11 protein-coding genes are annotated in these 12253 nt (G+C 74.5%); 3 read left to right on the forward strand and 8 right to left on the reverse strand.

Features of this window, described 5'->3' with window-relative positions; genetic code table 11:
- Window positions 1-13: 13 nt before the first annotated feature.
- Window positions 14-886 carry a biotin-dependent carboxyltransferase family protein gene (locus ACFC1R_RS22865; RefSeq protein WP_375941378.1) on the forward strand — a complete coding sequence of 291 codons (873 nt, stop codon included), beginning with the start codon at window positions 14-16 and terminating at the stop codon, window positions 884-886.
- 61 nt (window positions 887-947) lie between these two features.
- Here the strand turns inward: ACFC1R_RS22865 and ACFC1R_RS22870 are convergent, their stop codons facing one another.
- The 4 genes from ACFC1R_RS22870 to ACFC1R_RS22885 form a co-directional block, all read right to left on the reverse strand.
- Window positions 948-1325, reverse strand: a complete 378-nt coding sequence (locus tag ACFC1R_RS22870) for a hypothetical protein (protein WP_375941380.1) — start codon at window positions 1323-1325, stop codon at window positions 948-950.
- A 245-nt stretch (window positions 1326-1570) separates the two neighbouring features.
- On the reverse strand, window positions 1571-2335 hold the full coding sequence (locus ACFC1R_RS22875) for a DUF1775 domain-containing protein (protein ID WP_375941382.1): 765 nt from the start codon (window positions 2333-2335) through the stop codon (window positions 1571-1573).
- Between the two features lie 233 nt (window positions 2336-2568).
- Window positions 2569-4017 (reverse strand): HEAT repeat domain-containing protein, encoded by a 1449-nt coding sequence (locus ACFC1R_RS22880; protein WP_375941384.1) that lies wholly within the window; start codon window positions 4015-4017, stop codon window positions 2569-2571.
- A gap of 390 nt (window positions 4018-4407) precedes the next feature.
- Window positions 4408-5874 (reverse strand): hypothetical protein, encoded by a 1467-nt coding sequence (locus ACFC1R_RS22885; protein WP_375941386.1) that lies wholly within the window; start codon window positions 5872-5874, stop codon window positions 4408-4410.
- A 483-nt stretch (window positions 5875-6357) separates the two neighbouring features.
- Between ACFC1R_RS22885 and ACFC1R_RS22890 the strand changes: the two genes are divergently transcribed.
- Window positions 6358-7518, forward strand: coding sequence for an aminoglycoside phosphotransferase family protein (locus ACFC1R_RS22890; RefSeq protein WP_375941388.1), 1161 nt, complete (start codon window positions 6358-6360; stop codon window positions 7516-7518).
- A gap of 96 nt (window positions 7519-7614) precedes the next feature.
- Here the strand turns inward: ACFC1R_RS22890 and ACFC1R_RS22895 are convergent, their stop codons facing one another.
- The 3 genes from ACFC1R_RS22895 to ACFC1R_RS22905 all read right to left on the reverse strand — a co-directional run bounded on the left by ACFC1R_RS22895 (window position 7615) and on the right by ACFC1R_RS22905 (window position 10821).
- Window positions 7615-8844, reverse strand: a complete 1230-nt coding sequence (locus ACFC1R_RS22895; protein ID WP_375941390.1) for an acyl-CoA dehydrogenase family protein — start codon at window positions 8842-8844, stop codon at window positions 7615-7617.
- Window positions 8845-9205: 361 nt separating this feature from the next.
- The gene (locus ACFC1R_RS22900) at window positions 9206-9700 is read right to left on the reverse strand and encodes a hypothetical protein (protein WP_375941392.1); all 495 of its coding nucleotides are present in this window, start codon (window positions 9698-9700) and stop codon (window positions 9206-9208) included.
- 863 nt (window positions 9701-10563) lie between these two features.
- Window positions 10564-10821, reverse strand: coding sequence for a DUF397 domain-containing protein (locus ACFC1R_RS22905; protein WP_375941394.1), 258 nt, complete (start codon window positions 10819-10821; stop codon window positions 10564-10566).
- Between the two features lie 255 nt (window positions 10822-11076).
- Here ACFC1R_RS22905 and ACFC1R_RS22910 point away from each other — a divergent pair, with 255 nt between their 5' ends.
- Complete coding sequence (locus ACFC1R_RS22910; protein ID WP_375941396.1) at window positions 11077-11589, forward strand: PTS-dependent dihydroxyacetone kinase phosphotransferase subunit DhaM; 513 nt, start codon at window positions 11077-11079, stop codon at window positions 11587-11589.
- Between the two features lie 159 nt (window positions 11590-11748).
- On the opposite strand, the gene ACFC1R_RS22915 is transcribed toward ACFC1R_RS22910, so the two are convergent.
- Entirely contained in the window at window positions 11749-12225 is a 477-nt protein-coding gene (locus ACFC1R_RS22915) for an NUDIX domain-containing protein (RefSeq protein ID WP_375941398.1), read from the reverse strand.
- Window positions 12226-12253: the final 28 nt, after the last annotated feature.

Genomic DNA, 12253 nt, shown 5'->3' on the forward strand with positions numbered 1-12253 from the left:
GGGAGGGCGAACGATGAGCGGCCTGCTGGTGGTGCGGCCGGGCCCGTTGACGACGGTCCAGGACCTCGGCCGGCGCGGCGTGGCACACCTCGGCGTACCTCGCGGCGGCGCCCTGGACGGACCCGCCCTGCGTGCCGCGAACCGGCTGGTCGGCAACCCGCCCGGGGCGGCGGCACTGGAGACCACCATGGGCGGCGTCGCGCTGGAGGCGCTCGCCCCGGTGCTCGTCGCGGTGACCGGCGCACCCGCCCCCGTACGGGTCGGCGGGCGCCCCGCCGCGTGGGGCGGGCCGGTGGCGGTGCCCGCAGGGGCGGTGGTCGAGGTCGGGCCCGCCACGCACGGGGTGCGCAGCTACCTGGCGGTGGCGGGCGGCTTCGCGGTGCCCGAGGTGTTCGGCAGCCGCTCGGCCGACCTGCTGTCGGGACTCGGCCCGGCACCGCTGACCGCCGGTCAGGTGCTGCCGGTCGGCCCCGCCGTCGGGCCGCACCCCGGTGTGGACCTCACGCCGTTGCCCGCTCCCCCGGCCGAACTGGTGCTGCGGCTGCGGCCCGGCCCCCGGGCCGACTGGTTCGCCGCTGCGGCGCTGGCCGGGCTGGCGCACGCCCGCTACCGGGTGGCCGCGGCCAGCAACCGGATCGCGCTGCGCACCGAGGGCCCCGCACTGGCCAGGGCCCGGACCGGTGAACTCCCCAGTGAGGGAATGGTGCTGGGGGCCGTCCAGGTTCCGCCGGACGGTCTGCCCGTGATCTTCCTCGCCGACCACCCCACCACCGGCGGCTATCCGGTGATCGGCGTCGTCCCGGCCCCCGACCTCGCCGCCGCCGCCCAGTCCCGCCCCGGCACCCCGATCCGGTTCTCCCTCCTGCGCGGCCACCCCGGCCCCTGACCGGGACGGCCCGCCCCGCGCTCCGCCGCCGCCGGGTCGGACAACTCCCCCCGGGCAGCGGTCAGTTCTTCCGGAGGGCCGCCAGGAAGACGTCGGGCTGGTCGAGACTGAGGCGCAGCTCACGCAGACGCACGGGGATCTGGACGGCGTAGGCGCGGACCGGCGGATCGACCTCCAGCCGGACCAGCCCCCTGGCCGAGCCGTTGACCAGCCAGTGTCCGCCGAAGCCGTGCACGCCCCAGCCGGTGACCCCGCCGCTGTCGGGGCCGGCGGAGCGGATCGAGCTCAGCGGGATCCGCGCGCGGAAGGCCCAGCCCAGCCGCACCGTGACGGCGCCCTCGCCGATCCGGACGCCCGCCCGGCGCCGTCCCAGGCCGAATGCGGTGGCCAGTGGGGCGAACCGACTGTCGTAGCGGATCGGGAAGTCGGAGGTTGTCACACCGTCAGCTTCGCACACCATCGGTTGGAGGAACGCCCGTTCGAACGGTCTTGACGCGGTGTTGATGCCGCGGACAGCAGCCGTACACCTCGGCTGTCCACGTTCGACCGGATCCGACCCCCGCGCCGCCCCGACGAGAACAGGACCGCGGATGAGTACCGCCCCACGGACCGCTTCGGCAGGCGCCCGGTGATCGACTGGCTCCACGCGGCCGCCCTCGGCGAGCGGGCGGGCCGGTCTGCGGATCAGCTCCCGGCGGAGCGGCGGCGCCACCAGACCGTGCCGACGACGGCTGCCGCCAGGACCACCACCACCGTGATGATCACCGGGGCGCTGCCGGAGGACGAGCTGCTGTCGGACGTCTTCGTCGCAGCCGACGCGGAAGCGGAAGCCGAAGCCGGAGCGGAGACGGACGCAGAGGCAGCGGCGGAAACGGAGGGGGAAGCGGAAGCCGGGGCACTCGGGGTCGCGGAGGCGGACCCGCTCGCGGTCGGGTCGGGCGGCAGCGGGGTCGCCCCGGCGGCCGCAGCGGCCAGCTTGAGGACCGGAGCCGGGTGCTCCGGGGTGACCCCGGACTGCGGCAGCTCGATCCAGCGGTCGACGTGACCGTCCGAGTAGGTGACCAGCGACTTGAAGACCAGTTCCCTGGCATCCGGCAGTTGCCGGACCTTGATCTTGTAGTCGGCGGCCTTGGACGGCGCCAGCGCGGGACCGGCGACGGTGTAACCGTCGGCGGCGGGCGTGAGCGTCCACCCCTGCGGACCGTCGGCGAGCGTCACGTCCCCGGGTGCGATGCCCGTCGGCAGTGCCACCCGGATCTGGCTGATGCCGGCCGTGTCCGACTCGCCCTCCGCGTTGAACGAGACGACCGCGCCGACGGCCAGCGCCTGGGCACCGTCCGACTCGACCTCGACGTGCGCCAGCGCGGGGCCCGCCAGCGCGAGTACGCCCGCCAGGGCGGCGACGGGCGTGGCGACACGGGCGAGGAGGCGCGACGGGGAACGGTTCATGAGAGCAGTTGCTCCAGGGAGGACGGAAGCACGGACGAGGACGGCCAGAGCGGCCGAACGGCCCCGCCATCATGCCCCAACCGGCGCCGACCCGGATACGGGGCGACCGTTCCCCGTCACCTCGCGCCGCACCGCCCGTCGGAGCCGCCCGTCGAGCGGGGGCGACGGCCCGGCGGGCCCCGTGCCGTCGGTCCGACCGGCGGCACGGTTCCGCACCCAGCGGATGCCTGCGGCTAGGTACGGTCCCGCGAGGTCAGCCGCCCGCGAACCGCGGCGTGGACCTCGGCCTCCTCGGCCGGGTCGGCGGCGAGGCGGCGCAGGCGCTCCAGCACCCGGACGTCGCCGGTGGTGGTGACGTGCCGGGCGGCGAGTTCGCGGGTGGTCTCCTCGCAGTCCCAGAGGCACTCGACGGCGATGCCCCGGGCGAAGTGCGGGTCGGTCACCGCCAGGGCCCGGGCAGCGCGGCCGCGCAGCTCGGAGGAGGCCGCCTCACCGTAGATGTGGCGCAGGGCGGGGACGGCGTGCACGGCGGCCAGCCGCCCCACTCCGTCGACCAGGGTGCCGATCCCGGCACCGCTCACCCCGCGGACCGAGAGCCAGCGGCGCAGCGCCGCGACCACCAGCGGGCCGTCGCAGGGCTCCCCGGTGTCGGCCAGCAGCTGGACGGCGGCCTCGCCGAGCGCGCTGTCGGCGCCGCCGCTGTCCGGGTCGGCCCAGCGGCGGGCATGGCCCAGGACCTCGGGGCCGCGCATCCGGCCGACCAGCTCCAGGGCGGCGGTGACGACGCGCTCGTCGATGTCCGCGGCCGCGGCCTCGATCAGGGCGGGTGCGCTGGGATCCTGCTGGTCCGCGAGGTAGCGCAGGGCGGCGATCCGGGCGCCGGGGGCACCGACGAGCGCGGCGTCCAGTACCGCGTCACGGTCCTGCGGGCGGACGACGGCGGCCAGGCAGCGGGCCGCCGCGGCGGCCCGGCGCGCCACCGCGCCGCTGTCGAAGGGCCCGCCCTCGGAGCCCGGCTCCGCCTGGTCGGCCCAGGCGAACACGTCGGCGGCGCTCCAGCCCGGGGTGACACCGCTGCGGTTCAGCTGCCGCTGCCAGAGGTCGAAGGGCGACTGCTCGCTCGCGGCGGCGACCCTCGGGTGCTGGGCGGCCCACAGCCGCCACGGCCTCGGCTCGTACGCGGAGCGGATGGCGGCGCGCAGCTCGGCCTCGCCGCGCTCGTCCTCGGGGAAACGCGCCAGGACGGCGGGGGCGAGGGAGAGCAGCGAGCGGTCGTCGTCGCGCAGGGCCAGCTCGTCCAGGGCCCAGGCCCAGTTGGTGCCGACGGCGGTGTATCCGCGCAGCAGGTCGAGGGCGTCGCGGCGGCCGTAGGCGGCGAGGTGGCCGAGGACCGCGAGGGCGAGGCCGGTGCGGCCCTCGTCCTGGTCGAACACGTCGGCGGGGTCGTGCAGGTGCTGCTCCAGACCGCTGAGCGGAGCCTCCAGCTCCATGTAGAGCCGCGCGTAGTAGAGCGAGCGGTTCTCGACCTGCCAGTCGGAGCGTGGATCGCTGGTGACGCATTCCTCAAGGGCGGCGAGCGCCTCGGCGCGGTCGGCTGCCAGCGCATGCAGCTGCCCGTCACCGCGGCCTCGCTGAAGGAGGCCGAGGAGGCTGGCGCTGGGCGCTATCACTGGCTCGAACATGAGGTCAGCATCCGTTGCGGCGGTCGTCGTGGGCAACGGGATTTCCGTCGCCGGGGGTTACTGGTCGGTCCTGCGTGGGCGCCCCGGGCGCCGGAATCACCGAAGGTTACCGCCTGGACGCCCCTTACGCACACAAGACCGATCAGGACTACCCGCACTCCACCGGCCCGACACCGGAACCAGCCCGCCCGCACCCGCCCACCCGCAACGGTCCGCGAATCTCCCGACAACGCACGCGGCTCGCACACAACTGCGGCGCGGCCGCGGCCTGATCAAGCCACCACCGCGCCGCCCTCGGGCGCCCGCCCCGTCTTCCGCAGCGGATCCCGCCCGTCCGCAGCGGGAACCGGCCGCCCCGGCCGGACCGGGCCCGTGCCGCCGACGGGCCGGTCAGATCGTGCGGGGCCGCTGCGGCATCACCGAGTCGATCTCGTCCCGCAGCTCGGCGACCGCCGGAATGCCCTGGTACTTCGCCGACAGCCGGTACATCTCGCGCAGTCGGTCCCACGTCCGCATCGAGGAGGTCTGACTGATCGCCGCGAGCGCCATCTTGGCCTGCACCTGCGCCTCGTCCGGCTCGCCGGAGATCCAGTAGACCGACGCGAGCGTGATCCGGTCCAGCAGGGCGGAGCGCTCCCGGCCGTTCCTGGCCCGCCGGTCGATCGCCTGCCGGGCGTGCAGTTCGGCCAGCTTGACGGCGCCCGGGTCGTGCTCGGCGAGCGTCCGGTAGACCAGGGCCTGCATGCCGTGCAGTTCGGCCTCGTCGAAGAGCAGCATCCAGCTCGGCGCCGGGTCGTCGTTGCGCTGCACGAAGAGCTGCTCGGCCTCGCCGAGCACTCTGCGGGTCGCGTCCGAGCGGCCGAGCGCGGCCTGCGCCCAGGCCTCGACGGTCCGCAGCATCGCTCTGGTCTGCGGCATCGCGCGGTCACCGCTGCTGGCCCTGGCGAGCTGCATCAGCTCCAGGGCGTCGTCGGCCCGGCCCAGGTGCAGCATCTGCCGGGCCGCCCGGGAGACCGCCTCCCCGGCGCGCGGCCGGTCCCCGGCCTCCCTGGCGGCCTGCGCGGCGATCACGAAGTACCGCTGTGCGGTGGGCTCCAGGCCCACGTCGTGCGACATCCAGCCGGCCAGCACCGAGAGGTTGGCGGCGACCGTCCACAGCCGCTGCCTCACCCCGGGGCTCAGGTCGTGCGTGAGCAGGCCGCCGACCTCGTTCAACTGGCCGACCACCGCCTTGCGTTGCAGACCGCCGCCGCGGGAGGCGTCCCAGGCCCGGAAGACCTCCACCGAGTGCTCCAGCGCGGCCACCTCGTCGGCTCCCACCGGACCGGGTTCGTACACGTCGACCACGGGGTGCGGGCCCCCCTGGGTGATCACCTTCCGGGGGCCGGGGCGCTCCGCCGCGTACGCCACGTCGGGGCCGCTGAGCCAGTCGTACAGGTTGTCGGCGATGACGGCACCGGCCGTGAGCGCGGCTGACGCCCCCACAAATCCGCGTCGGTTGAGCATGAGGTCCATTCCCGTGAACTCGGTGAGGACCGCGGCCGTCCGATCCGACTCCCAGGGTTCTGCCGACGGCGTCGTACCGGGCCTGGTTCGCCGGTGTCGTTCCAGACCGAGGTCCTCAGTGGTGACGACACGGCCGAGCCGCTCCGTGAACACGGCGGCCAGCAGCCTCGGCACCGGATCGCGCGGGATCTCCCCCTGCTCGATCCAGCGCCGCACCCGCGAGGTGTCGGTGGACAGCTGCTGCTGCCCCATCGCCGCACCCCGCCGGTTGACCAGCCTGGCCAACTCGCCCTTGGACCAGCCGGTCAGGGCGAAGAGGTCGGCGAGTCTGGCGTTCGGCACCTTGCTCACGTGAAGCCCCCAGGTTCCTCGGCTGCTTTCGACACTAGTAGCTGTGTCATGTGCCACGCGACCATTCGCCAGGCTTCGCCAGGGTCCGCCACATGGTGTACCAGTGGCAGTCGGGTGTCAGGTAGGAGTGCGCCACCTCGACTTCGGGTCGGGACGGCCGAAGACCCGGTCAGGACGTGTCTGACCGGTCGTCAACGACCGCTCCCGTGGCCTCATCCGAGGGGGTGGCGCGGCCGGGTGGCGCGCAGGCGCCGGGCACGGCCACGGCGGCAGCGGCCCCGCACTTCCCCAGGGTGCGGACGGTCCGCGACCGCCGCCGCGGGGTCCCGCCCCGCACCGTCCGTGCCCGGCGCCTGCGTTCCACCCTCCTTGCCCCGACGGTGCGCCAGGAACCCGCGCCGGCAGGGCAGTCCGTAGACGTCAGGGCGTCGGCTCTCACCGGCAGGGGCCACCAACCGGCCAGGAAGGGACTCTCACTCCCCCATGTACTCCTCAGCCACCAGCGGCACCACCCAGACCCGCACTGCGCTGCGCCCCCCCACCGCAGCCGCCGGCGGCCGACCCGGGCAGGGCCCGGCCCCGCGTGGTGCCGACCTCCGCGACCCCCGGGTGCTGGCGGGCCGCGGCCCCGGCGGACCAGCCCCGGTCCGGCCCGTCGACCAGTACGCCGCACGCACCGGGTCCGAGCGGCTGCTGCGCGGCCGGCACGTCGACCCCTCGGTGGACCGGGTCGACCCGGCGGCGCTGCAGACTCCCGCCGTGCGGGCGGCGGTCGCCAACATCTCGCGGATATGCCCCGCCTTCCTCCCCCGCCAGGTGCTCCGGGAGGGCAGCCAGCACATCCTGATCGCCGGCACCATCGGCCGGGCCCCCGTGGTCGCCAAGTGCGTGGCACCGCAGGCCCTGCGCAGCGAGCAGCACACCCAGCTGGTCGAGCGGTTCCACCACGAGGTGGCGGTCTACCGGGCCTTCGTCCGGCACCGTCCGCCGGTCCGGCTGCCCCGGCTGGTCGCGGCCGACCACGACCGTTGCGTCCTGGTGCTGGAGCGGGTCCCCGGCCGTCCGGCCTCCCGGGAGCGGCACCCGGTCAACGCGCCGACGCCCGGTGAGGTGCGCGCGGTGCTCGGCGCCGTCCGGACGCTCAACCTGTGGCGCCCGCCGACGGACGTCTTCGGCAAGCCGCTCGACTACCACCTGGAGGTCTCCCGGTTCCACTCGGTCGGCCAGTTGACCGACCGGGACGCGGGCGACCTGCGCCAGCTGCTGCACGGCGTCCAGCACACCTCCTGGCAGCTCTGCCACGGTGACGCACTGCTGGGCAACATCCTGCTCGCGCCCTCCGGTCCGGTCCTGCTCGACTGGGAACAGGCCGGGTGGTACCTGCCGGGGTACGACCTCGCGGTGCTCTGGAGCGTCCTCTCCGGGGACACCGCCGCCCGCCGCCAGATCAGCCAACTCGCCCAGTCCGGCGGGACGGTGGCGCGGGACGCGTTCCTGGTGAACCTGGTGCTGGTGCTGATGCGGGAGATCCGGCTGCACGACGTGCCCGGCGCGGGCGAGGAGCAGCGCATCATGATCCGCCGCCTGTACGACGACGCCGCCCTCGCCCGTCGAGCGGTCCGCGCCGCAGTGGGCACCCGCTGAAGCGCCGTTCCAGGCACGGCGCTTCGGAGGCACGGAACTGCCTCCGAAGCGCCGGATCGCAGAGCCGGCGAGAGGCGCCGTGCGCCCCCTGCGAGCTCAGTGCGCCCGGCGTGCGCCGCGCTCAAGGGCGGCGCGCCCGACCGCGTCGAGCACCACCTCGTCGGCCGGGAAGTACACCCGGCCGCTGAGGATGTCGCGCAGGTAGCGTTCCAGCGGGTGGCGGCGGCTCAGCCCGGGGTTCCCGGTCAGCGTGACGGCCTGCTGAACGGCCCCGGTCGTGGTGCGGTTGACGATCAGCTGGGCGGCGGCGCTTCGGTCCACGGCGGTTGGCTCGCCCCGGTCGACCCCGGCGGCCAGCCCGGCGACGAGCTCCTCGGCGGCGATCAGCGAACTCTCCATCTCGCCCAGCGCGGTCCGGTAGCGGGGCAGGTTCGCGTGGGGGTACCCCCGGCCGGAGGCTGGGGGAGGCTCCGTCAGGTTGGCGGGGGTCCGCTGGCTCAGGAAACGCACCAGCCAGTCCTGCGCGGCGCGCGCCACCCCCAGGTGGACGGCGGACAGCGCGAGGTCGTGCCAGGCCAGGTCGAGCCGCTCGGCGGCCAGTTGGGCCTCCGAGCGCGGCCCGCCCGCCTCGGTCAGCCCGATCGCGGCCTCGGCGGGTACCCGTACGCCGCTGAACAGCACGTCGTGCCCGGCGCTGGCGCGCAGCCCGAGCTGGTCCCAGACCGGGTCGACCTCGATCCCCTCGGTGTCGCCGCGCACCAGGAACAGGCCGGTCCGCGGAGCGGGCTCGTCGGTCCTGGCCCAGACCGCCATCCAGGCCAGCGCCTCGGAGCCGGTGCAGTACGTCTTCCGGCCATCCAGCACCCAGCCCCCGTCGGCCGCCCGCCGCGCCACCGTGCCGGGCAGGCCGGGCCCGCCACCGGGCTCGGTGCGCAGGGTGTTGACCAGGGCCGGCCCGCGCCGGGACTCACCGAGCAGCTTGCGGTAGACCGGGGTCGGCCAGCGGGCGGCCCTGGCCTGCTCGGCGTGCTGGAGCAGGGTGAAGGCGGCGAGTACGGCCACCGAGGCGTCACCGCGCCCGAGTTGGCCGAGCACCCGGACGGTGTCGGCGAGCGTCCCGCCGGGGCCGCCGTACCGCGGGGCCACCGTCAGGGTGAGCAGGCCGGCCTCGTGCAGGGCCTCGATCCCCTGGTACGGGAAGGTGGCGTCCCGGTCGTGCTCCTCGGCCCTGGCGGCGAGCAGGTCGACCACCCGGGGCAGGCGGGCCAGGGCCTCGGCGACGGCTGACGGGCCGTCGGTCGACCGGTCGGCGGAACGGGTGCTCATGATGCTGGGGCCTCCGGGGCGGCAGCGTGGTGCTCGGCAGACTGCGGGCGGCACACCGCGGCGGCGTGCGACGACGGACACGGCGTCCCGGGGTTCCCGGCCTCCGGCCGGGGAACACCCCTCGGCCGCTCGGCTCAGCCGGACGCGCGCCACCGGGGGGACGGAGCGTCCCCTCTCAGCAGCCCGGACACGCCGCGCTCGCGGTCCGCCGCAGGTCGAGATAGCTGCGGCGGGTCAGCAGCAGGCGGCGACACGACATGCTCGTGACTGTACGAAGCGATGATCGAAACCGTCAAGCAGCCCTCGGCCGCGGCGGAACGCCCACCCGGGCGCCGTCCGCCGCGGCGGTGACCGGAGCGGGTCAGCCCTGCTGGAACATGTCCGCGGGCAGCGGCTTCAGCAGCTGGTAGAGATCGTCCGAAATCGGCCGGTCCCAGGAGGCGATGGTGACCTGGACGCCGTCGCTGCGCCCGAACTGGGCGCAGAACACCCGCTCCTCGCTGACCTTGACCTTCTTCACGATCAGCAGGTCGTCCCCGAGCATGACCGGAAAGTCCTCCGCCGAGACGAACTCGACCGGCTCCTCGTTCTCCAGCGCCTCGAGCAGCTGGTGGACCTCGAACGGGACGCCGTCGGCCGTGTCCCTGGCCGGGGAGCCCTCCGGCAGGTTTCCGATGAACATCGCCGGGCCGCGGCCGCCGAACAGGTCGTACCGCAGGAAGATGCCCTGGCAGGAGCCGTCGGGAGCGCTCATCATCATGGCGCCGAAGTGGCCGGGCCAGTCTCCCGGGTCCATCGCGAGCACGTCGAAGTCCGGTCCTGCGGGCGGGCCGGAGCGACGGCGGAGAAATGACATGGCACCCATCGTACGTGCCCGTCAGCGGCCGGTTCACGGGGCGGGTGGGGGCTCGGTCGAGATCCACGCTCAGAGACCAATGTTGACTCTGAGCAACCACCCGGGCTACGTTCGGTTCTGCACGACAGCCGCTGTGGACTCGATCCACCGGGGGGCGGCATGTCGCAGCGCGCCCGCGTGCGCGTTCCTCACTGTGCACACCGTCATGCGACACAACAGACCCGCCGGATCACTTCCAGCTGTCCACAGACCACCAGCAGCACCACAGAACACCAAGAGCCAGGTTCGCGGGGCCCCAGGCCCGTCGCACTCGCGGACCTGCCCGGGACACCGCCGCGTGGGGGCGTGCGGATCCCGGGCACCGGTTCCACGCCTGAGTCGCTCTCGGGCGCCTGGAGCCACGCCTCCCGGCGACTGCCGACCTCTTCGGAGGCCGGGACCGGCCGACGCACCCGGGTGCGTTCGGGGATTCACCTACGGGAGGTGCTCGGCACTCGTGCCGGGCTGCACAGCAGGCGCCGTGTACGGCCGCGTGGGGGCGGTCGGCACGGCGTCTGTTGTCTGCTCATACTGTGGGCCGTTGCTTGTCTAACAGTCAACGAGTTTCCGGCCACCAGATTTATTCTCAGCTCGCGCCGGGCCCCAGGATCCGTCAGGGGGAAGCGTCCGGCATTCCGGGCCGGGATTCCCCAACGCCCCACGGGCGGAACCGACCTGACACACCCCGGACGGACCGGGCCTGCGGATTCGGCCCCTTCCGCCGTGCCCACGCCCCGGCGCGCCCGGCCCCGGCCGGATCGAGCCGGACCGGGACCGGGCTGCTCCGTTCCGATCAGGAACCGGCCCCGATCGGTCGAGCCGGGTCAGGTGAGGTCGAACTCGCCGTCCCTGGCCCCGAGTACGAATGCGCGCCACTCCGCCGGAGTGAACACCAGCACCGGCCCCTCCGGTTGCCGGCCGTCCCGCATCGCGATGTACCCCTCGACGAAGGCGATCTGCACGTCGCCCACACCCTGGCTGCTGGAGAGCCACTCCGCATCGGTGAGGTCCAACTGCGGCTTCCGGCCGCCCTCGAGGGTCCCCGTACCGCCGCTCTCCACGCTCGTCCCGACAGTGGCCACTGCTGTGCTCCTCCCGACGTCGTCCGAAGCCCCAGCGTAGCCACGCCCGCCCCACACGGAAGTGCTTGCGCCGAGGTCTCCTCCGACCGGGGCCAGTAGGCCGGTTCCGGCCGTGTCCCGGCGTGGACTGTGCTAACGGATGACACGGCCCGGTTCGCCCCGGCGGACGCGCCGGGCTGCGAGAGTGTTGGTCGCACGCCCCACCGAGTCCGCCCAGCCCGCACCTGCCGCGGCACAGGCCCACAGGAGCAGCCGATGAACCGCCGGGACGCCCCCGAGGCCGATGTCATCCCGATCTCCAACGCACCCTCCGCGCCGCACCCCGAAACCCCCGCCGCCAGGTCGACCCGGCCGGCCGGCCACGGCCGGGTCGGCGTGGTGCTGGTCTCGCACAGCGAGGAACTCGCCGCCGCCACCGGCGCGCTGGCGGTGGCCCTGGCGCAGAGCGAGGACCCGGCCCCGGTCGCCACCACCGGCGGCAGCCTGAGTGACGGCCCGGGGACCAGCGCCGTCCTGATCGCGGCGGCCGCACGCCGGGTCGACCAGGGTCACGGGGTCGCCGTCCTCTCCGACCTGGGCACGGCGGTGAGCACCGTGCGGGCCCTGCTGGCCGAGGCGGACGAGCACGGGCTGCCCTTCCCGGTCCGCTTCGCCGACGCCCCGTTCGTCGAGGGCGCGGTCGCCGCCGTGGCCACCGCCACCGCGGGCGGCGACCTCTCGGCGGTCCTGGACGCGGCCGAGGAGATGTACCGGCAGCACAAGCTCTGACCTCCCGCCGACGCACCGCGGGCCACCGATAGGACACCAACGGGCCACTGACAGGGCCCCGTCGGTTCACCACCGGTTCACCGGAAGCCACGGGCGTCGTGCTCGCGGAAGCCCGGGTGCGGCCCGGGGCGGCCGGGGTCAGCCCGGGAAGTGCGGCGGTCAGCCCGAAAGGGCGAAGACGGTCCTGCCGTCGAAGGCCAGCGCGACGTCGATCCTGCGCCGGGCGTACTCGTCGAGCTCGGGCAGGGCTGCCAGTTCGAACCAGCCGACCTCGAACGACTCGTCGTCGTTCACCCTCGCCTCGCCGGACAGCGGACGGCAGCGGAAGGTCAGGTCCAGGTACTGGGCCTGGTCCCCGTTCGGGTACTGCTGCAGCTCCGAGACGGTCACCGAGGTCAGCGCCTCCGGCAGCACCGTCACTCCGGTCTCCTCCCGGCACTCCCGCACCATCGCGTCGGCCGGCTCCTCCCCGGGGTCGAGGATGCCCCCGATCAGCGCCCACCGGCCGTTGTCGGACCTGCGGTTGAGCAGGACGCGCCCCTGCTCGTCCAGGACCACTGCGGTGACGGCGGAGAGCCAGAGCGGCCGGGTCCCCACGAGGGAGCGGAGTTCGGCGAGGAAGGGAGGGATAGCCATGGGCAGACCCTACGCGCTGGACACCGAC

It is taken from the genome of Kitasatospora sp. NPDC056138, assembly GCF_042264695.1.
GTDB lineage: Bacteria > Actinomycetota > Actinomycetes > Streptomycetales > Streptomycetaceae > Kitasatospora.

What these genes read in the sequence shown, in the direction of transcription:
- ACFC1R_RS22910 (WP_375941396.1), top strand. Translation starts at nt 11,077, where the DNA reads ATGAACCGCCGGGACGCCCCCGAGGCCGATGTCATCCCGATCTCCAAC.
- ACFC1R_RS22880 (WP_375941384.1), bottom strand. Translation starts at nt 4,017, where the DNA reads ATGTTCGAGCCAGTGATAGCGCCCAGCGCCAGCCTCCTCGGCCTCCTT.
- ACFC1R_RS22900 (WP_375941392.1), bottom strand. Translation starts at nt 9,700, where the DNA reads ATGTCATTTCTCCGCCGTCGCTCCGGCCCGCCCGCAGGACCGGACTTC.
- ACFC1R_RS22915 (WP_375941398.1), bottom strand. Translation starts at nt 12,225, where the DNA reads ATGGCTATCCCTCCCTTCCTCGCCGAACTCCGCTCCCTCGTGGGGACC.
- ACFC1R_RS22895 (WP_375941390.1), bottom strand. Translation starts at nt 8,844, where the DNA reads ATGAGCACCCGTTCCGCCGACCGGTCGACCGACGGCCCGTCAGCCGTC.
- ACFC1R_RS22875 (WP_375941382.1), bottom strand. Translation starts at nt 2,335, where the DNA reads ATGAACCGTTCCCCGTCGCGCCTCCTCGCCCGTGTCGCCACGCCCGTC.
- ACFC1R_RS22865 (WP_375941378.1), top strand. Translation starts at nt 14, where the DNA reads ATGAGCGGCCTGCTGGTGGTGCGGCCGGGCCCGTTGACGACGGTCCAG.
- ACFC1R_RS22890 (WP_375941388.1), top strand. Translation starts at nt 6,358, where the DNA reads ATGTACTCCTCAGCCACCAGCGGCACCACCCAGACCCGCACTGCGCTG.